This is a genomic window from Lysinibacillus sp. RC79 (assembly GCF_041262405.1).
Taxonomy (GTDB): Bacteria; Bacillota; Bacilli; order Bacillales_A; family Planococcaceae; genus Lysinibacillus.
The window spans coordinates 39,410-60,184 of record NZ_JBGCCD010000016.1 but is presented as its reverse complement, the minus strand read 5'-3'; the positions used below and the strand labels follow the sequence as shown (position 1 = coordinate 60,184).

Sequence of the window (20,775 nt, the reverse complement as noted above, 5' to 3'; positions counted from 1 at the left end):
TATACATTTTGAGGGGAGGATTTCAATGAGTCCAGAAAAGGATGTTTCACGTCGTGATTTTTTAAAAACAACAGGGATTGCAGCAGGTACATTAGTCGGTGGTGGATTAATAGGAGGTCTTGTAGGCTATAACATGCCTGGTAAAGGAACTGCCACGCTAGAGCATGATCAGCATGGAACTGCTACTGAAGAGACTGGCTCGCCAAAAGCTAAAATGTTTTTTATGAATCAACGAGATTTTAATATTTTAACAAATGCTACTGAACGTATTTTCCCTGAGGGTGATTTAGGTCCAGGAGCAAAGGGCTTGGATGTGCCTTACTTTATCGATCATCAGCTAGCAGGGCAATACGGAAGTAATTCTAAAGAATATATGCATGGGCCATTTGGTGAGGGTGCCCCAACACAAGGTTATCAGAGTCGTTTAACCCGCTCAGAGATTTTTAAACAAGGTGTTCAAAAGTTAGAGTCGGAAGCACAGAATCGCTATAAAAAGAGCTTTAATGATATAGATGGTAAGCAAATGGATGAAATTTTAACTGCCTTCCAGAAAGGTGACGTGCAAATGAGTGGTGTCACATCTGCTTTCTTCTTTACTTTATTACGTGCAGCAACATTAGAAGGTGCTTACTCTGACCCTATATATGGTGGAAATCGTAATATGGATGGCTGGCGTATGAAAGGCTTTCCTGGTCATCAAATGGCGTATATTACTCAAATCGAAGATCCGAAATTCCAAAAAATTGAGCCTAATTCATTAGGCAGCCACTAATATAAGGGGGTTAGAAAATGGCAACAACATTACCAGGTGTAGACGTTGTTACAGTCGGGGTAGGTTGGACCGGCGGCATTATCGCTGCAGAGTGCTCGAAGGCAGGCTTAAAGGTCGTTGGTTTAGAGCGTGGACAAAAACGCGGCACAGAAGATTATATGACGATCCATGACGAGTATCGTTATGCAATTCGTTACGATATAATGCAAAACCTTTCTAAGGAAACAGTAAGCTTCCGTAATAATCGCAATATGAAGGCATTGCCTATGCGTCAGCTCGGTTCCTTTTTACTTGGTGAAGGGCTTGGTGGCTCTGGTACACACTGGAACGGTATGACGTATCGCTTCTTACCATATGATTTTCAAATTAAAACATTAACAGACAAACATTATGGTCCGAAAAAGCTTGGACCAGATTATTTATTACAGGACTGGGGATTAACATACGATGAACTCGAGCCCTACTTCGACAAATTCGAAAAAACGGCAGGTATTTCCGGAGATGATAAAAATCCATTTAGCGGAAAACGTTCAAATCCATATCCAACGGGGCCTATGAAAATGACTCCGATGCTTGCGCAATTTGAAAAAGCTACAAAAAAATTAAAATTATCACCTTACATGGTACCTTCTGCAAACGTATCAGAAGTTTATAAGAATCCTGACGGTGAAACGATTAATGCTTGTCAATATTGCGGCTTCTGTGAGCGCTTCGGCTGTGAATATGGCGCCAAATCATCTGCAGAGATTACTGTTGTTCCTACTGCATTAAAAACAGGTAATTTTGACTTACGCTATAATTCCAATGTTGTTGAAATCTTAAAGAAAGGCAATAAAGTAACTGGTGTCCGATACATCGATACGATATCTGGTGAAGAATTTATTCAACCAGCAAACGCTGTTGTACTTACTAGTTACGTCTTTAATAATGCCAAGCTCTTGATGGTTTCTAACATTGGCGAACGCTATGATCCTGCTACTGGAAAAGGGACACTTGGAAGAAACTATTGCTATCAAATACTACCCGGAGCAGCAGGATTTTTTGATGAGCAGTATAACACATTTATGGGTGCAGGTTCACTTGGTATGAGCTTAGATGACTATAATGGTGATAATTTCGATCATAGTGACTTAGATTTTATTCACGGCGGAAGTATCGCTCTAACACAAACGGGTGCACGCCCTATCGGCTCGAACCCAACACCCCCTGATACACCAACATGGGGGGCAGAATTTAAAAAGCAATCTATTCATTACTATACACGCTCATTCGGGATTGGTGCACAAGGTGCTTCGATGCCACATAAAGAAAATTATTTGTCTCTTGATTCTACGTATAAGGATGCTTACGGCTTACCGCTAATACAGTTAACGTACAACTTTACGGATCAAGATCGCGCACTTCATAAATATATTTCAGCACGTGCAGCTGACATTATGAAAGAAATGGGCGCCAAAACTGTTGTCCCAAATGCTGAAATCACTGATTACAATATTGTACCGTATCAAACAACCCATAATACTGGAGGAACAGTTATGAGCATAAAGCCAGAGGATGGCGTTGTGAATAACTACCTGCAGCATTGGAATGTAGAAAATCTTTTTGCTGTGAGTGCCGGAAACTTCGCACACAATAGTGGCTATAATCCAACTGGTACGTTAGGGGCACTAGCCTATCGCTGCGCAGAGGGTGTTGTGAAATATAGCAAATCAGGTGGTTCATTAGTATAACTTCTTTCAGCGGGTGTCACGGAATCGGAAAGGAGTTATTTGTGCTTGCACAAAGCCGATTCCAGACGCATTGTTTATCTGTGCGAAAGCGAAGCGACAGCAACAATTATGCCGAGGCATAATTGATATACTAAACAATTTATTAAAAGGAGGTAAGACTATGGGAGGTCTTGGAGCAATTGGTGTACCTGGGTTAATCATCATTTTAGTAATTGTTTTAATCGTGTTTGGTCCGAAAAAATTGCCAGAAATCGGCGGTGCAGTCGGTAAAACATTTGCGGAGTTCAAAAAGTCCACGAAAGGGCTTATCGATGATGAGGATGATTCAGCGAAAAAAGAAGAAAAAAAATCTGACGCTTCGTAGGAGGTTGTCCTATGGATCCATATGAAGAAGGAAAAAGAAAATATTTAAGTCCACTTGATAAGAAAGAAGCTGAGCCTCTCACACCTGTAGAGGCTTTTGTTGAAATTCCAGTAGTGACAATTGAAGAGGATACGGAAGTCGATGGACCACTTTTTCCAATAGCATCATTACTTGAGCATCTTACGGAACTGCGAAAACAAATTATTAAAGGGCTTATCGTATTTATTTTATTTTTTATTATTGTATTCTCTACCATTAATATTTGGTTTCCTTATGTAACACGAGGACATTCACTAATTATTTTAGGGCCATTAGAGGTTGTCAAATTTTATATGACGATTTCCACAACACTAGCATTCGGGCTATCTATGCCGTTTTTAATTCATTTTCTGTGGAGTTTCGTTAAGCCAGGTTTAAAAGAAGAAGAGAGCCGTTTCCTCGGTCTTTATGCACCTGTCATGCTTGTACTCTTTTTATTAGGCGTAGCTTTCGGTTACTTTATTGTTAATCCACTTAGCTACTCGTTTTTAGTAAGTATAGGGGCAACTAATTTTGATGTTATGGTATCAGCAAATGAATACATGCATTTTTTAGTAATGACAACTGTACCACTCGGACTACTCTTTGAACTACCAATCGTAGCTCTCTTTTTATCGTCCATTGGTATATTAACGGCTGAATCCATGAAAAAAATACGAGGCTGGTCTTATATCGGGATGGGCGTTGGTTCTGCTTTGATTACACCACCTGATTTTATTAGTCAGCTACTCGTCTTAATTCCAATGATTATTTTATATGAAATAAGCATCTATCTCGTTAAACGTATAGAGCGTAAACAAATTGAAAGCACTGCGTAGCAAGACGCAGTGCTTATTTTTTCTTTAATTCCATTACAAGAATCTCTGGTGGATTAAAAATTCGAATAGGTACTGTACTATTACCTAACCCTCGACTAACGGCCATAGTTGTTGTTCCTTCCTCAACAACGCCTGCCGTATATTTTGGGAATATTCCCTGTCCTCGTGCGAAAAGACCGCCAATACCAGGAATTCGAACTTGTCCGCCATGTGCATGTCCTGCAAATACTAAATCAATTCCAAACTCCACATACGTATTAAACACTTCTGGTCGATGCGCTAGTAAAATCGTTAATACATTGGGTGGAACATTTTTTGTTGCTATCTTTAGCATTTCTTTCGTTGTTCTACCCGATAACGGATCTTCTATGCCAACAATCGCCAAGCGCTCCCCGTCGCGCTCAATGATGGTCGATTCATTGGACAATACATGTACACCTAACGATGATAGTTCCTCATAAATTACATTCACTTTATTCGTCGCTACTTCATGGTTTCCTAGTACATAATAGACATCCGCTAATTTAACTAATCCTCTAACAGCCTGCAAGCTTCGCTCCAAATTATAACGATTACTATCAACTAAATCACCTGTAATAAAAATCAGGTCAGGATTTGTTGTCTTCACCTTTGCAATGAGTTTCTCTTGCTGTTCGCCAAAGAGAGCATCCTGTAAATCTGTTATTTGCGTAATGCGTAGCCCATCAAAGCTGGCGGGCACTTTTTCTGACTCGAATTCATGCTTGCTTACAACCAGCCAATGATTGTTTACGTACAAAAAAATGACTATAAAAACAACAAAAAAAGCTACATATAATAATTTTTTCAATCGCAATCGCTCACCCTAGGCTACTTTTTCATCAGATCAATTTCGCCTTGGCGTAATTGCGTCCGGATTTTGAATTGTGCCTGCACAATTCATTCCTTTAAAAATCCGTGACATCCGCCGGAGGCTTTGGGCCAACAAATGTTTTCTGTGCGAAAGCGTAGTGTTAACGCAGCGGCAGCAACATGATGTTGGTCACTCAGTAGTTGCCACAGGACGTGGCGTTCTTAGACTGAGTTCCTCTATTTCAACGGATGTTTGGATACCCACTGAAAAGGAACACATGCACATTCATCTCATCACCTTCAGAGGTGGGAGCTTCTACTGAATGAAGATAAAATTCTGACCCTCCTATTATAAGCATAAAACAAAGTAATTGTAAGCACATACACATAAAATCATTAGATTGTACATAAAGAGTAACTCAAAACGTTACATTTAAGGCGAACAAAAAAACGCATTTAGACACTCCTTTAAGAAAGTCTAAATGCGTTTTCTAATTTATAATACTTTTTCTAAGAAATTTTTCGCACGCTGTGTAGATGGTGATGAGAAAAACTCTTCTGGTGGTGCATCCTCAATTAATTTTCCGCCATCAAGGAATAGTATACGATCAGCCACTTCACGTGCAAAGCCCATCTCATGCGTTACGATTAACATCGTCATCCCAGTATCAGCAAGATTTTTCATAACCGCCAATACCTCTTTTACCATTTCAGGGTCAAGAGCTGAGGTAGGCTCGTCAAATAAAATTACTTTTGGATCCATTGCTAGTGCTCGAGCGATAGCAACACGTTGCTTCTGTCCTCCTGATAGACGGCTTGGATATTCATTGCGCTTTTCAAATAGGCCTACCTTCGTTAATAAATCTTCAGCCTTTTTGATAGCCGCTGCCTTATCCATTCCTTTCACATTAATCGGTGCGTATGTTAAATTTTCAAGTACCGTTTTATGAGGGAAAAGATGAAAATGCTGAAATACCATACCGACTTCTTCACGGATTTTCATAATGTTTGTCCCTTTGTCCGTCAGAACGTCGCCAGCAATTGTAATCTTTCCGCTCGTTGGCTCTTCTAATAAATTTAAGCAACGCAAGAATGTTGATTTACCAGATCCTGATGGTCCAATAATAGCAATTACTTCTTTTTCTTTAATTTCTGTTGAAATACCCTTCAGTACTTCGTTTTGTCCATATGATTTGTGTAAATCTTCAATTTTAATCACTTTTTCTCATTCCTTTCTCGATTCGTTTACCAAGGAACGTTAAGACAAGCGTCATAATGTAGTAGATCACACCCGCAAATAGTAAGGGCTCAAGATAGCGATATGTTGAACCGCCTACAATGTAAGCTCGGCGCATAATATCAAGTGCACTAATAACTGTGACAACAGCTGTTTCTTTATTTAATGTAATAAACTCATTCACTAAAGATGGTAATATATTTTTTACGGCTTGTGGGATAATAATATCTTTCATCATTTTTGCATATGGAATACCTAGCGCTTGTGCCGCTTCCATTTGTCCTTTATCAACCGCATTAATACCAGCGCGAATGATTTCAGAAATATAAGCACCTGAGTTTAACCCGAATGCAATAATAGCCGTTGGAACTGGGTCAATTTGAATATCTAATAACTGTGGCACCGCATAGTAAATAATCATTAATTGTAGTACGAGCGGTGTGCCACGGAAAATCGATGTATAAAAATCTGCAAACCAACGCAAAACATTCACTTTACCGATTTTGCATAATGCTAGTAATATACCCACTATAAAACCGATGATTGATGCACCTAATGCAATTTGAAGTGTAACGCCTATCCCTTTTAATATATAAGGAATAGAGGGAATGATAGCTGTAAAATCTAAATTCACAGCGTCCCCTCCTTTCTTGTTCTCTTTTAAGGAAATGAAAAGCATAAGCGATAGCTCGAAATAGAGCTATCGCAGTTCAACTTACTTATTCAACTTTTTCTAACCATTTTTCTTCTAACTCTTTAATTTTACCTTCATCAGTTAATTCTTTTAATGCTTTGTTAATTTTATCTTTAAGATCGCTACCTTTTTGAACAGCGATTGCCTTGAAGTCTTCAGGTTGTTCTTCGACAGGGAACGCTACTAATTTATCGTTTGTTTTCAGATAACCTTTCGCTACGCCACCTTCTAAAATCCCAGCATCTAAACGTTTAGACATCATGTCTTGGATAATTTCAGGAATTCGTGTACGTCCTTCAACTGTTGCATCTACTTTTTCAGCAATTGTATTACCTAATTTTTCTTGGATAGAAGCTGTTTGTACACCGATTTTTTTACCAGCTAAATCAGCCTCTTTTTTAATACCACTATCCTTTTTCACGATAATCACTTGCTCTGTTTGATTATACTTTTCAGAGAAGTCTACAACTTCTTCACGTTCTTTATTAGGTGACATACCAGAAATCACAACATCCACTTTACCTGCTTGTAGAGCTGGTACTAGACTATTGAAGTCAATATCTTGAACTTGCATTTCCGCACCAATCTTGTCCCCAACTAATTTAATTAAATCAATATCAAAACCAATAATATCTTCACTTTTTGCAGCGTCAACATACTCAAATGGTGCATAATCAGATGAAGTACCTACTTTTAATACTTGCTTTTGTTCTGTGCCTCCGCTTGCATTTGAATTTTTATCACTTGCTTTATCATTTTTTGCGCCACATGCTGCTAGTGTACCAATTACTAGAACGAGCATTAGCATGAAAAATTTATTCTTCATATTCAATGATCTCCTTTTATTTATGTTTTTTGTCTATGAAAATTTAAGTTCTTGAAAATATTTAAATGGATATTTATTCACTTTAAAGAATAAAAAATCTATCTGCTAATAAGATATACTCTTTTGAAATAATAATCAAGCTAAATTGAAAATTTTCCGATAAAACATTATACACATAATTTTCTGATAAATCAATCTATTTAGATTCCCCTATAAAAAATAAGCTCATCACAATAACGTATGGTTGATTTCCGTTCCGGCTGAGCTCCACTCCAATCAACTTATACCAAATGCAATCCCCAACTTTTGATGATGAACATGTTTAAGCAGTTTTATTCAACAAAAGACCCCCAAAAATGGAGGTCAGCCGCTTATTTTTCATCTGCAAAAAGCTTTTCCTTCAACTCATCCTCCCCTGAACCTTCTGCTAAAGGTACACGAGAGCGATACGCTGCACGACAGATTAAGTGCCCTGCTACAGGAGCGGTTACAAAGACGAAGAGGATTCCTAATATTAAACGTACACTAACATAGCCATCATGCACCCAAAAGTAAATAAATGCGCCTAATAGACATGTTAAGACCGACAATGTCGAACTTTTTGTTGCAGCATGTGAGCGTGTGTATACGTCAGGTAAACGAATCATTCCAAATGCGCTAATAACACTTACAATGGAGCCAATCAATATAAGTATAACTGCCGCCCATTCAATCATTTGATTTACGTTCAACGATCACACCTCTTTCAATATATTTCGTAAACGCAATTGTGCCGATAAAAGCTAAAATACCTAATATTAAAATGGCTTCTAAATACGCCTTTGTTTTCAATATAATTGAGACGATAGCGATTGCTGAAAGTAAATTTACACCTATTGTATCAAGCGCTATGGCACGGTCGGGCAACGAAGGACCTCGAATTACACGAAACAACGACAACGCAATCGATACACTGAATAATGCAAGAGCCAAGAGTAAAATTTTTTCAATCATTAACGTGTCACCTCCATAATCGCTTGTTCAAATTTTCCTATTGAACGAATGACAGCTTCTTTCGATTGTTCAATATCCATTGCATGAATATAAAACATATCTCCCTCTTCAGAAACTTCCATCACTACTGAACCTGGAGTAAGAGTGAGCAACAACGCAAGTGCTGTTATTTCCCAGTCTCCTTTAAGCGCTGTTTTATACGTAAATATACCAGGGGTAATATTGAGCTTCGGAGTAGTAATTTGTCTTAATACACTATAACTCGATAATAGTAGCTCCCAATTAAACAGCCATAATAATTTAATGATTGAAAACACACGTCGTAAATAAAATTGTGTACCGTAAAAGCGATGCATAGCATATAAAATCCCTATTCCAACGATAAACCCCATTAAAAATGTCGAAAACTGCGGTATAACTTCATCCTGTAACAATAGCCAAAGTGCTGCGATAAATAAATTTAAGATAAATTGCATCGCCATTATTTATTCACCTCACCTTGCCATGTTGTGCCATCCAGCACTGCATCAATATAGATTGATGGCGTGTAGAGTGTTTTTGCTGCATCTGTTACATATGGAGCCATCCATTCAGCTCCAATCCCTAAACCAATTGTACAAGCTGCCAACAATGTTAATGGCAAGACCATACGCTTTGGTAACGGCTTTTCATCCTCTAGACTAATAATGGTTTCTCCAAAGAATGAGGAGAGGAATATTCGTAATAGCGAATACAAAACAATTAAACTAGATAAAAATCCTAGCCCTAATAGAACAAAATTTCCGCCCTCAATAGCTCCTTGTCCAATTAAAACCTTACCTAAGAAGCCACTTAATGGTGGTATCCCAGCAAGCGAACACATGACAATAAAGAATAACCAGCCAAAAAGAGGATAATTTCGAATAAGCCCACTCATTTTATCAATAATCGTTTCGCCCGTAACATACATCATCATTCCAACTGCTAAAAACAGCATGGCCTTAGCTACCATATCATGCATCAAATAGTATGTTACGCCCTGTAAAGCTGACTCCGTACCGATGGCTAGACCAGCTACTATAAAGCCAACACCAATAAGGACATTATAAGAGGCAATAGTTCTTACATCTCGCCCTGCCAGTGCTCCCATACATCCAGCAATAATCGTAAGTCCCGCCATAATTCCTAGTACCATATGAGTCACTTCAGTATTATTTGGGAAAAGTAATGTAAAGGTACGGATGAGCGCATAAATTCCAACCTTCGTTAATAATGCTGCAAAAAGTGCCGCTATAGCTGTTGGAGGTACGCTGTATGAGCCAGGAAGCCAGAAGAATAACAATAGGCCAGCCTTCAAGCTAAAGACAATTAAGAAAATAAGAGCCACAGTCGTTATTAGTGGGTTAGCTCCTGCCTCCATAACACGGACAGAAATATGTGCCATATTCAACGTTCCAACGGTTCCATATAAAAAAGCTAATGCCACTAGGAAAATCCAAGATGCAACAATATTGATCAGCACATATTTTAACGCCTCGCGCAGTTGAACTTTATCGCCACCTAAACTAATGAGTGCGTAAGAAGCAAGTAACATAACCTCAAAGCACACAAACAAGTTAAAAATATCCCCCGTTAGAAATGAGCCGTTAACTCCCGCTATCATAAGTAGGACAAACGGGTAAAAATACATCTTTTCAAAGCGCTTACCGATTGTAAAAATGGCATATAACAAACAAATGGCTGCCACAAGATTCGCTACTAATACAAGGAGCATGGCGAATGAATCAGCAACAAATAAAATACCGAATGGTGGTGCCCAGCCACTAAAATCAATACGCATCACACCTTGTTTCTGAATCTCTTGCAATAAAATGACACTAATAAGGACAACAAAGCTTAATGTCAATAAACTAATGATGCGCTGTAAAAAAACATTTTCACGTAAAAACACAAGTAGAATCGCCGTAATAACCGGCACAATTAATGGTAAAACAATCATATTACTCATCCGGCGTACCTCTCATTTCATCAAAATTCGCCGAACCGTTCGTTTTATAGGCTCGGTAACCGAGAACAAGCACGAACGCCGTTACCGCAAAGCTAATCACGATTGCAGTTAAAATTAATGCTTGCGGCAGAGCGTCTGTGTAGGGACCTTCAGATTCCTCTAAAAGTGGTACATTCCCCTTCTTCAGTCCACCCATCGTTAAAATCAGTAAATGTGCCGCATGTGATAAGACCGCCGTTCCTAAAATCACACGTAATAACTGTTTCGAGAGGATTAAGTACGTCGCAACAGCTACTAATACACCAACTAACACTAGTATTAAAGACTCCATTGGCTACTCATCCTCACTTATACTTAGAATAATTGTGACCACAACACCTACTACCGTTAAAGCCACACCTGCCTCGAAAATTGTTACAGTCGAAAAGCCCATTTTCCCGAATATCGGTACATTTATATAACTATGTGTCTGCGTTAAAAACGGAACATCAAAAAATAGTGAGCCGATTGCTGTGCCTGTCGCTAGTAATACGCCAAGCGCTGCAACTTTTTTAAAATCAAATGGCATCCCTTTATGCACTGTTTCAATGTCATATGCTAAATACAGTAGAACAATGCCAGAAGCCAGAACGAGACCACCTATAAAACCTCCACCAGGAGCATGATGCCCTGCAAAGAATAGATAAATACCAAGGGTTAAAATAATGAAGACGACTGTCTTTGTGACCGTACGTAAAATAACGTCATTTATTTTCATGATCCGCTTCCTCCTTTCGTGGCTTTAGCTTCGTTAATGTATACACCCCTAAGCCAGCAATCAGAAGAACGACAACTTCTAGCATCGTATCAAATGCACGGAAATCGCCTAATATGGTGTTGACGATATTTGAACCACCCGCCAGCTCGTAGGAATCATTGAAGTAAGTAGCTACTGGCTCAAAGTGATCGAAATGGACAACTGCTAAGCCTACTAATGTAACTGTTGCGCCAACGAAAATGGAGATAATCACCTTAGACCATTGCATTTTTTTACGGGAGGCTTCAGGCATTAAATCAGGTAAATATTTAAAGCATAGAAGGAATAATGCAGTTGTCACAGATTCAACGACTAATTGGGTTAATGCTAAATCAGGAGCTCGGAAAATAACAAAGAAAAATGCGATTGAATAGCCAAGAACGCCATTCAATAACATGGCTGTTACGCGTCCTTTAGCGAAAATCATCCATACTGCGGCAAACATCATTACAAACACTAAAATGAGCTCATAGGACTCTATTGTGGAATCCTTCGCAAAATTAAATGCAGTAGCATCCGACCAAATAAAATATCCTGCAATAAGAGCAATAAAAAATACATAGATATAGACAAAATAATGTGTTAAATTACCTGTCATATAACGATTAGTAAGCTTTGCAGAACTATTTTCACTGAACTCAATCATACGATTGTAATACGTATTAAACGTATATCTTTGCGGGAATATCCGATACAAAGGCTTCCAACTTTTTAACGTTTTAAATAAGATGATCCCTATAATAATTACACCAATAGTCATTAACAATTCTGCATTAATGCCATGCCAAGCATGAATATGTGGTGTTAATTCACTAGTTGATGGGAATGTTGGATAAATACTTGCCATAGCAGGCTCTAAAATATAATGCCCTAGCACGTTTGGAAAGAAGAAAATTCCAACTACAAAGACGCATAGAATGATTGGCGAAAGTAGCATACCTAACGGAGCTTCATGCGGTTTTTTATCCAACTTATCAAGCTGTAGTTTTCCGAAAAACGTTCGACTGATTAAAATCAAACAGTAAACAAATGTAAAGATACTTGCCACCCATGCCACTATTGGAAAGAGCAGTCCCAAATCAGTTATTGAAAAGGCCTCAACATCGCGAATAGCTAGTACCGCGGCGAAAAACATTTCTTTACTTAAGAAGCCATTAAATGGAGGTAAACCGGCCATAGAAAATCCGCCAATGACTGCAATTGTGAAAGTTACCGGCATTAAGGCCATTAATCCCCCGAGACGGCGAATATCGCGTGTGCCCGCCTCATGATCGACAATACCAACCATCATGAATAGTGCACCTTTAAACGTGGAGTGATTAATAAGATGAAACAATGCTGCAAAGCTTGCCTGCGTATAAAGAACGCTATTTTCAGCATAACCGTAATAATGACCTACTGATCCTAGCCCAAATAAACTCATAATCAAACCGAGCTGACTAATCGTTGAAAAAGCTAATAACGCCTTTAAATCGGTCTGACGTACAGCATTAAATGAGCCCCAGAACAACGTTACAAGGCCAATCACACTTATTAGCCAGAACCAAACAGCCTCTCCTCCAAACACTGGAGAAAAACGCGCAACTAAATATATACCGGCCTTTACCATTGTTGCCGAGTGTAAGTAAGCACTGACAGGTGTTGGCGCCTCCATCGCATCTGGCAACCAAATATGAAAAGGAAACTGTGCAGATTTTGTAAATGCACCAATTAGAATAAGGATTAACGCTGGGATGAACAGTGTATGATCTCGTATAACGCCTACATTGGCTACGATTTCACGAATACTAAAAGTACCCGAAGCTACATAGAGCATCAAAAAGCCTGCTAACATTGAAAGGCCACCAAAAACGGTAATTGTCATAGCTTTTCTTGCACCAGCACGAGATGATTTTCGATGATGCCAAAATGCAATTAACAGGAATGAAGATACACTTGTTAGTTCCCAAAATGTGTATAATACCATTAAATTATCTGAAAAGACGACGCCAAGCATAGCGCCCATGAAAAGTAATAAATAGCAGTAAAAATGATGAAGAGATTCTTTCGTTGATAAATAAAAAATAGAATATAAAATGACTAAACTACCTACACCCGTAATCAGCAAGCCAAAAATCATACTGAGTCCGTCGAGATAAGTTGTGAAATTTATATTAAAAGAGGGAATCCACTCATATGTATGAATAAACGTTTTACCCTCGGCAATTTGAGGAATATAGCGCGCGAGTAAAAGAAACAAGATGAATGGAACGGATAAAACAAACCAGCCAAGATGTGCAACACGCCTTAGTCGCCTATAAAGTAGTGGAATAAGTGCAGCACAGACAATTGGTAAAAGAATCGCAAAGAGAACTGTAACCAAGTGAAAACCTCCTACTAACAATTTCGTTCAGCAACTGCTGGTTGAGATGGTGCGAAAAACTGTATATATGAGAAAATAACCGATAATAAAGTATTCCCAAATCTACTGAAGTTACTACTGTTTTATACTTTGCTTCACGCACAAAAATCTATAACAATTGCTGGAGAGCGTTTAACTTCTTTCAGCGGGTGTCCAAACATTCGCTGAAATAGAGGAACTCAGTCTAAGAACGCATGTCCTGTGGCAATGACTGAGTGACCAACTTCATGCTGTTGACGCTACGCTTTCGCGCAAAAAAACATCTGTTGGCCTAAAGCCTTTATGCTTCTTGCCATCCAAAAGACGGCAGATATTGGATGAATAAAGCTAACTAACATATTAGAAATTCTCTTGAAATTTGATTTTTATCACGTAATAAAGTGTGTCTCCTTGAATTGGAAATTAAGTGGTATATGTTGAAGTAATAGACAATAATAAATAAGGACAAATCTAGTTCATTCAACATTCAGCGCATATTTTATGGGTGATAGCACTGCATAAAACCGGGGGAACTTTTCAGGCTATAAGCTTCATATCTTGGGAAGCCTGAATAACCAATAGCGTATTTTCTTAAAGCCTTTAGAAAATAGCATGACTTTTGAAGAGATAAAATGTACACACTATTCCTGTCACTATGGCGTACCAAGTCACTTGACTATCTTTTTAACTAACTGCATAATAGTGTGGCATATAGAAGCAAATTGGTTTAGATGCACGAAATGCATAAATCAAATAACTGTAAAGTATAGAGATACCCAGTTTCTTTAAGGTTTTCCCAATATATTATCATTAACTTTTATACGTTTTTTAGTATACAATATAAATGAGCATAATGCACTGTATCAGTATCGATTTTAGCTGTTTTAGGATAATTTTTTCGAAACCGACAGTGAAATTGACAAAATAACGACAAGAATAAGAGGTGTTAATTTTTATGAAGCATGTAAAAGGGCGTTTAGACGAAAGTATATTAGTTTGTGTCTACTATGGGCTTAACGGTGAGCGATTAATACGACGTGGTCATAAAATGGCTACAATGTTAGATTGTCCATTATATATTCTTTCAGTCGATTCGCAACCCCTTGATGCCTTTGATGCAGAGAAATCTAGCTACATCGAGCAATGGAAAAAGTTATCTGATGAGCTTGAAATTGAAAAATTCATATTACAAGATAATGAAAAGCGCCCAATACAAAAGGTTATTGCAGAAGTAGCAAAGGATTACGGAATTTCTCAAATCATCGTAGGCCAAAGCGCACAAAGTCGCTGGGAAGAGATTACAAAGGGTTCCTTCCTAAACGTTTTATTAAAAGAGGTTCCTTTTGTTGATTTTCATATCGTAGCTGTCCAACGTCCAACTGACGACGATGCGAACGATACATATGAAAAAGGTGTGCGTGCTTATTTAATCCAAGAACATGAAGATTTAAAAGTAGCATTTACCTGTCCTAAATATGTATCAATCGAAGGGATATTTTTCAAAGAGATTGGTACTGACTTTGATAATGGTATTTTTAAATTCACTTACAATGATAAAATGCATGAAGTTCACGTATCAGAAGGCTATGTACTAGATAAGGAAAAACTTCCGGCTGAATTTTTATCCCCATTACGTCAATAATAAAAACGCGTTCCCCTAACTGGAGAACGCGTTTTAGCTTATCGATAAAATAATGAACATAAATTAAAATGTAGCATTAATCAAAAGTTGATTTTCACTCCGAGTTGGCGCTTTCCGCGGGCTTGACTGTAACTTCTTTCAACAGGTGTTTGGATAACCTGCTGGAAGAAGTTACAGCCTCCGGCGGATGTCACGGAATCGGAAAGGAGTTCTTTGTGCATGCACAAAGCCGATTCCGGACGCAATTATGCCGAGGCATAATTGATTCTCCTCGTCACTACGTTCCTGCGGGGCTTTCAGCGCAAGCTCATCCCGCAGGAGTCGCCACTCTCCATGAAAAATCAACAGTTCCTCATCATTGGTATTAATAGCAAGCTGAACAAAAATAGTATAATAACTTTGATTAAAATACTAAAAAGATCCAACCTAAATTATTCTCCCAAGACAAGCCTCACCTTGGAGGAAAACAAACTGTTTCGATGCTCCTCGCAAAAAATCACCATACAACTTTATGCAATTAGGAGTAGCGTTTTTATCTTTCTCTCTTACCTAAGCGTTACACCGCTGAAGCCGGTTTATCCTTAGGTAAGAAAAATGCTACTAGTAATAATACTGGTAGTAAAGATACGACCATCATCGTAAAATCAATACCCCTATGATCCATTAATACACCAATTACCATTGCACCTATTGCACCCATTCCGAAAGCAAAACCAGTTGTTAAACCAGCCATTGTCCCAATTTTTGTCGGAACAAGCTCTTGTGCGTAGACAACTGTTACCGAGAAGCTAATCATAATGAGTGTACCGATAATTACTAAAAATATCATTGCTGCCCATAACGGTACATAAGGCAACGCTAAACAAAATGGCATCGGTACAACAACGGACAATAAAATAACGTTTTTTCTACCAATTCGATCTGATAATGAACCTCCGAAAAATGTGCCAACGACGCCAAATGCCATAAAGGTGAAAATTAAAATTTGTCCAAGGCGAAGACTAACACCATAATGATCCATTAAATAAAATACATAAAAACTTGTAATATTAGTTGTATAAAATGATCTCGCAAAAATAATAGTAAATAGTAACGTCAACGCAATGCCTACTTGTTTCTTTGTTAATGGAGGCAAGTTAGAAACCAACACTCGTTTTTTCTTTGCCACACGTTCTTGCTCCAACTGCTTTTTATACCACACTGCAATTTTGCTCAATATAAAAATACCTATTGCTGCCACTACTAAGACAATCGCGGCACCACGTTGTCCAAACAAAGCAAAAATATAAGCACTAATTAGTGGTGCGAGTGCTTGCCCAGAGTTACCGCCAACCTGATAAATCGATTGAGCAAGTCCTCTTTTTGAGCCTGCCGCCATGAATGAAACACGTGAACCTTCAGGATGGAAAATAGCTGAGCCAAACCCTAAAAATAATACTGCAATAATAATTATCCAATATTGTGATGTAAACGCTATAATAGCAATGCCTATGAATGAACTTATCATACCAATCGGTAGAGCGTAAGGCATCGGCTTTTTATCGCTAGCAAAACCAACAACAGGCTGCAAAGCAGAAGCAAACATATTTAATGCGAACGAAATAAGACCTATTTGTGTGAAAGTTAACCCTAAATCACTCTTCAATATCGGGAACATCGCTGGAATAACAGCCTGCATCGTATCATTGATAAGATGGGCAACAGCTATTGCAATCATAATGGGATAGACCGGATTATTTAAATTCTCTATTTTCTTATTCATGTCGCCACCTACTTTCCAATTTTATTCAATCTCCATTTATAAGAGATCGTCGCATACTATTAACCTTTTTGCACAAGCTATTCATTGAAATAGCAGTTTTAAGGGAGTTGATTTATGTATGAATATAGACGAATTTTTTAAAGCTGATTTTTGGGAAATGATACTTAGGTCCACACTTTCCTTCTTTGCGTTACTCATCGTAACCCGACTACTAGGAAAAAAACAGCTTGGACAACTTACATTCTTCCACTATACAACAGGTATCACATTTGGTTCCATTGCATCAGAAATAGCAGCACAGGCTGAGACACCCTTTTTAGATGGACTCATTGCCCTCATTTGGTGGAGCGTTTTAACATATTTAATGACCATCATTACCATTAAATCTAAAAAAGCTCGTGTGATTGTTGATGACAAGCCAACAATCCTTATTCAAAATGGAATTATTTTAGAGTCTGCCTTAAAGAAGAATCGTTTGCATATGGATGAATTAGCGATGATGCTAAGGGAACAAGCCGTATTCTCTGTACAAGATGTACAATACGCATTACTTGAAACTACGGGTAAACTAAGTGTACTACCAAAGCCTGCTGAACAACCAGCTACGAAACAAGATGTAAAGGCCGATGTTACACCACCAACCTATATACCAACAGAAGTAGCTTCAGATGGGAAGGTTATTTATGAAAACTTAGTTGAACTTGAATTAACTGAAGATTGGCTTATGAAAAAGCTGAAAAAGCAAAACGTCCAATCCGTCGAAGATGTTTATTTTGCTCAGGTTCAAGCAAACGGCTCCCTCTATATAAGCATGAAGGATAAAGCAAGACGATCAAGCCCTTAACAGCTTGTTTCGTCTTGCTTAATCTATTTTTACAATATCCAATGGTGTAACAATGCCGATTAGTTTTTGATGGGGTTTCCCATGCTCCGTTATTAATAAAGCTTCAAAGCGGCGTCCCCGCTCTACGCCTTGTTTAAAAATATCTTCAGCTTCGTAAATGTTTATGTATCTACTTACAAATTTATAATTCACTCTATTTTTTTCATGCATTAATATATCATGTAAGGTCGGAATCTTCTTAGGTATTTGATCGCCTCCCATCATCGTAGCTAACCAGTTTGTAATTCCTACTGTCGTCACAAGCCCTTTAAATTGATCTTTATGATATACAGGGAACTGTGTAAATTTACGATGACGTATAACTTTTAAAGCATGTTTCAGTGAATCTCTTTCCTGAAAAACTAGTACTTTCTTATGAAACATTTGACCAACGAGTGTTGGCTTAGCAAGTGTTGCATCTATATATTCAATTCTTTCCACCACGTCTATATGTGGTTCAGCAATGACATATTCTAACGACGTGCGATGATGAACAATGGCATTTCGTAAATCTGCATAAGAGCGCAAGTCGTCTTCGTATTTACGAACTAGTACATCCTTCTTCTTAGCTTGATCGATCAGACGATAAAAAGGCATAAAGTCCTTTGCACCAACAATATCTCTTAACCTGTGATCTATCCGATTAAACGCTGTGAGAAAGCGATCGGAATTTTCTGTAGCCAATTTATCCACATCCTCCTACTGATATTTTCATATTTTCCGAGTTATTTGACAAATCCTGAGTTATAGCTACATTATATTCCTAAGTTATGGATATTCCAAGAACAGTTCTTATTATTCTTAGTTCTCCCTCTTCTATTTGAATGTTGACCAAAAAAAATCGAATGAAAAACAAAAGAAGAACACAAGGTATAAGTAATTAGTTTAGATAAAAAAACATCAACTCGGTAGGAATCTACCAGGTTGATGCTCTTAAATATGATTAAACCATTAAAAAATAAAGTTACTTATGTGTACGAATAGCACTTCAACAGACATGGAATTCTTACTTTAACCATGTGGCTAAGTACACTATAGTTTTCTATTGGCAGGGTACATCTCCTTTAAATTTTCGTCATCGATGCATTCTTCTTCATTGTCAAAATTCCTAAACACACACAAATTATCGAGATAACTAATGTAAGAGATAGACTCCACCAATAATCCGACATCTCCATTGTGCCCCTCATTAATTGAACGCCATATAACGGTAATTTCCACGGTGATATTGTCCAGAATGCCCCCACTAAAGAATCCAATATTTGCCCAATAAATATGACAGCGAATGCACATGTTGTTGCTATCACTGTTTTAAACGTCGCACTCATCATTAATGTCACTGCTATCACAAAGAGTAGCCAAGAAAAATACGTGAAAAAACTTGCCACAAGTGATCCAATCTCAAATGTCCCATAAAGCACGACCGTATAGTATATGCTCGCAGCAAAACCAGCTAAAATACTAATAAAACCAACAGTACTCACGACGATAAATTTACTCATAAAATAAGCGCCGAACGATATAGGACGGACATACAATAAAGTAGCCATCCCACTTGCTCTTTCTTTACTAATGGCACCTACGAAAGTAGCCATCAATACGAGTAAACCTATCGTTTGAAATTGCCCAATGGAAGCTTGTAATAAGTCAACTGGCATTAATTCTGGCATCAACATTTCAAAGCCTTCTGGTACGTTACCAACCGCATTTAAAATATCCATCATATAATAGTTTGTTAGTGGATCGCTCATACCGAGCAAAGCAAATACAAGAGGTATCCATAAAAACTTCCAGCTTCGCCAAGCTTCTCTGAATTCCTTTTGCAGAAGTACATTAAATCCTCTCATATTTTTCTCGCCACCTTCATGAAAATCTCTTCAAGTGATGCTGTTTGTCGCTCCACTTTTCGTATTTTATAAGGACAACTGCTTAAATGTTGAAGCAGCTCCTGCATACTCGGCTTTTCATCAATAATTTCTATATATACATGACTGCCCTTAGCTTCTCCTATAAGTTCAGATTGACTGGCAAAAAGTTGTGCCTCTTTTTCAGTGCCAAACTCTACAACATAATTTGGTTCATCGAAACGTTGTCGAACTTCACGTAATGTCCCCTGTTCTACTAGCTTTCCATCACGTAAAAACAATAATTGATCTGTCATCTCTTCGGCATCATTTAAAATATGTGTCGAATATAAAATAGTTGTTTCTTGTTGTAAGCCCTTCAATAAATCAAGAACTTCCCTACGACCAACCGGATCCAAAGCAGACACAGGTTCATCTAATAAGAGCAATTTTGGCTTATGCACAATTGCTTGGGAAATACCTAGTCGTTGCCGCATGCCACCAGAAAAAGTGGAAATTTTCTTATTTAAATCATTACCTAGACCTACAAACTCAAGTGTTTTTTGTGCTTCTAACTTTGCCTTTTTTGCAGGTACACCATTTAACTTTGCCGCCATTTCAGTAAACTCTAACGCACTTAACCAAGGATGGAATTGCGGATATTGTGGCAAGAAACCAATGTTGGCTCTTACATCACCCTCCAGCATTTTTACACTTCCAGAGGTCGGTTTTAATAAACCTGTTAGCATCGATAATGTCGTTGTTTTACCAGCTCCATTGGGTCCAATTAAAGCTGTTGATGTATTTTTTTCTAATGAGAACTCGATTCCATCCACAACTACTTTTTCTGCGAATTGCTTTGTAAGTCCTGTTACCTGAAGTAATATCGTCATGATTGTTTTCTCCCAACTATAAAGTACGCAATCGATCCAAGATAACTAGTAAAAATAATAAGAAACACCCATAAAATTTTAGGCCCATTTGTTGCATGGATTTTACGCAAGTCGACTAGAGCAACAATCATTAAAATAAATTGAACCACAATTAGTGGTGCTATGACTGCCCATGGAACTTTCGCTAACTCCTCCATCATACAGATCACCTCATCTTTGTTATATCATTACTATAACAAAAATTGTTCTAATATGTATAGCACAATTTTACACAAACAAAAACA

22 protein-coding genes are annotated in these 20,775 nt (G+C 38.0%); 6 read left to right on the top strand and 16 right to left on the bottom strand.

The genetic code is table 11. From position 1 onward, the window contains the following. Positions 1-25 precede the first annotated feature (25 nt). The 4 genes from ABH968_RS15930 (at position 26) to tatC (ending at position 3,723) form a co-directional block, all read left to right on the top strand. A complete protein-coding gene (locus ABH968_RS15930; RefSeq protein ID WP_370045431.1) occupies positions 26-772 on the top strand; it encodes a gluconate 2-dehydrogenase subunit 3 family protein in 747 nt (248 codons plus the stop codon). A 17-nt stretch (positions 773-789) separates the two neighbouring features. Then, positions 790-2,502 carry a GMC family oxidoreductase gene (locus tag ABH968_RS15925; protein WP_370045429.1) on the top strand — a complete coding sequence of 571 codons (1,713 nt, stop codon included), beginning with the start codon at positions 790-792 and terminating at the stop codon, positions 2,500-2,502. Positions 2,503-2,662: 160 nt separating this feature from the next. Next, entirely contained in the window at positions 2,663-2,866 is a 204-nt protein-coding gene (gene tatA, locus ABH968_RS15920; RefSeq protein ID WP_100546241.1) for a twin-arginine translocase TatA/TatE family subunit, read from the top strand. Between the two features lie 11 nt (positions 2,867-2,877). After that, positions 2,878-3,723, top strand: a complete 846-nt coding sequence (gene tatC, locus ABH968_RS15915; protein WP_370045427.1) for a twin-arginine translocase subunit TatC — start codon at positions 2,878-2,880, stop codon at positions 3,721-3,723. A gap of 13 nt (positions 3,724-3,736) precedes the next feature. Here the strand turns inward: tatC and ABH968_RS15910 are convergent, their stop codons facing one another. The 11 genes from ABH968_RS15910 to ABH968_RS15860 form a co-directional block, all read right to left on the bottom strand. Beyond that, on the bottom strand, positions 3,737-4,552 hold the full coding sequence (locus tag ABH968_RS15910) for a metallophosphoesterase (RefSeq protein ID WP_370045425.1): 816 nt from the start codon (positions 4,550-4,552) through the stop codon (positions 3,737-3,739). Between the two features lie 498 nt (positions 4,553-5,050). After that, positions 5,051-5,773: an amino acid ABC transporter ATP-binding protein gene (locus ABH968_RS15905; protein WP_370045423.1), complete on the bottom strand. Its 723-nt coding sequence runs from the start codon at positions 5,771-5,773 to the stop codon at positions 5,051-5,053. Beyond that, entirely contained in the window at positions 5,766-6,425 is a 660-nt protein-coding gene (locus ABH968_RS15900; RefSeq protein ID WP_370045421.1) for an amino acid ABC transporter permease, read from the bottom strand. Before ABH968_RS15900 ends, ABH968_RS15905 begins: the two co-directional genes overlap by 8 nt. Positions 6,426-6,510: 85 nt before the next feature. After that, a complete protein-coding gene (locus ABH968_RS15895; RefSeq protein WP_370045419.1) occupies positions 6,511-7,311 on the bottom strand; it encodes a transporter substrate-binding domain-containing protein in 801 nt (266 codons plus the stop codon). Positions 7,312-7,682: 371 nt separating this feature from the next. Continuing rightward, complete coding sequence (locus ABH968_RS15890; protein WP_370045418.1) at positions 7,683-8,042, bottom strand: Na+/H+ antiporter subunit G; 360 nt, start codon at positions 8,040-8,042, stop codon at positions 7,683-7,685. Continuing rightward, positions 8,020-8,304, bottom strand: coding sequence for a Na(+)/H(+) antiporter subunit F1 (locus tag ABH968_RS15885; protein ID WP_249076134.1), 285 nt, complete (start codon positions 8,302-8,304; stop codon positions 8,020-8,022). Before ABH968_RS15885 ends, ABH968_RS15890 begins: the two co-directional genes overlap by 23 nt. Then, positions 8,304-8,786, bottom strand: coding sequence for a Na+/H+ antiporter subunit E (locus ABH968_RS15880; RefSeq protein ID WP_370045416.1), 483 nt, complete (start codon positions 8,784-8,786; stop codon positions 8,304-8,306). The genes ABH968_RS15885 and ABH968_RS15880 overlap by 1 nt, the downstream gene beginning before the upstream one ends. Further along, positions 8,786-10,291 (bottom strand): Na+/H+ antiporter subunit D, encoded by a 1,506-nt coding sequence (locus tag ABH968_RS15875; protein ID WP_370045414.1) that lies wholly within the window; start codon positions 10,289-10,291, stop codon positions 8,786-8,788. The genes ABH968_RS15880 and ABH968_RS15875 overlap by 1 nt, the downstream gene beginning before the upstream one ends. Beyond that, a complete protein-coding gene (locus tag ABH968_RS15870; protein ID WP_370045412.1) occupies positions 10,284-10,622 on the bottom strand; it encodes a Na(+)/H(+) antiporter subunit C in 339 nt (112 codons plus the stop codon). The genes ABH968_RS15875 and ABH968_RS15870 overlap by 8 nt, the downstream gene beginning before the upstream one ends. A 3-nt stretch (positions 10,623-10,625) precedes the next feature. Further along, entirely contained in the window at positions 10,626-11,048 is a 423-nt protein-coding gene (locus tag ABH968_RS15865; RefSeq protein WP_349661496.1) for a Na(+)/H(+) antiporter subunit B, read from the bottom strand. After that, positions 11,035-13,449, bottom strand: a complete 2,415-nt coding sequence (locus tag ABH968_RS15860; protein WP_370045410.1) for a Na+/H+ antiporter subunit A — start codon at positions 13,447-13,449, stop codon at positions 11,035-11,037. The genes ABH968_RS15865 and ABH968_RS15860 overlap by 14 nt, the downstream gene beginning before the upstream one ends. A 973-nt stretch (positions 13,450-14,422) precedes the next feature. Here ABH968_RS15860 and ABH968_RS15855 point away from each other — a divergent pair. Further along, positions 14,423-15,109 (top strand): histidine kinase, encoded by a 687-nt coding sequence (locus ABH968_RS15855; RefSeq protein WP_370045409.1) that lies wholly within the window; start codon positions 14,423-14,425, stop codon positions 15,107-15,109. 556 nt (positions 15,110-15,665) lie between these two features. Here the strand turns inward: ABH968_RS15855 and ABH968_RS15850 are convergent. Further along, positions 15,666-16,871, bottom strand: a complete 1,206-nt coding sequence (locus ABH968_RS15850; protein ID WP_370045407.1) for an MFS transporter — start codon at positions 16,869-16,871, stop codon at positions 15,666-15,668. A 118-nt stretch (positions 16,872-16,989) separates the two neighbouring features. Here ABH968_RS15850 and ABH968_RS15845 point away from each other — a divergent pair, with 118 nt between their 5' ends. Next, complete coding sequence (locus ABH968_RS15845) at positions 16,990-17,715, top strand: DUF421 domain-containing protein (RefSeq protein WP_370045405.1); 726 nt, start codon at positions 16,990-16,992, stop codon at positions 17,713-17,715. A gap of 18 nt (positions 17,716-17,733) precedes the next feature. On the opposite strand, the gene ABH968_RS15840 is transcribed toward ABH968_RS15845, so the two are convergent. The 4 genes from ABH968_RS15840 to ABH968_RS15825 form a co-directional block, all read right to left on the bottom strand. Further along, positions 17,734-18,438 (bottom strand): CBS domain-containing protein, encoded by a 705-nt coding sequence (locus ABH968_RS15840; protein WP_370045403.1) that lies wholly within the window; start codon positions 18,436-18,438, stop codon positions 17,734-17,736. A 380-nt stretch (positions 18,439-18,818) separates the two neighbouring features. Then, entirely contained in the window at positions 18,819-19,601 is a 783-nt protein-coding gene (locus tag ABH968_RS15835; protein WP_370045401.1) for an ABC transporter permease, read from the bottom strand. Continuing rightward, a complete protein-coding gene (locus ABH968_RS15830; protein WP_370045399.1) occupies positions 19,598-20,491 on the bottom strand; it encodes an ABC transporter ATP-binding protein in 894 nt (297 codons plus the stop codon). The genes ABH968_RS15835 and ABH968_RS15830 overlap by 4 nt, the downstream gene beginning before the upstream one ends. After that, positions 20,488-20,691, bottom strand: a complete 204-nt coding sequence (locus ABH968_RS15825) for a PLDc N-terminal domain-containing protein (protein ID WP_049663636.1) — start codon at positions 20,689-20,691, stop codon at positions 20,488-20,490. Before ABH968_RS15825 ends, ABH968_RS15830 begins: the two co-directional genes overlap by 4 nt. Positions 20,692-20,775 lie beyond the last annotated feature (84 nt).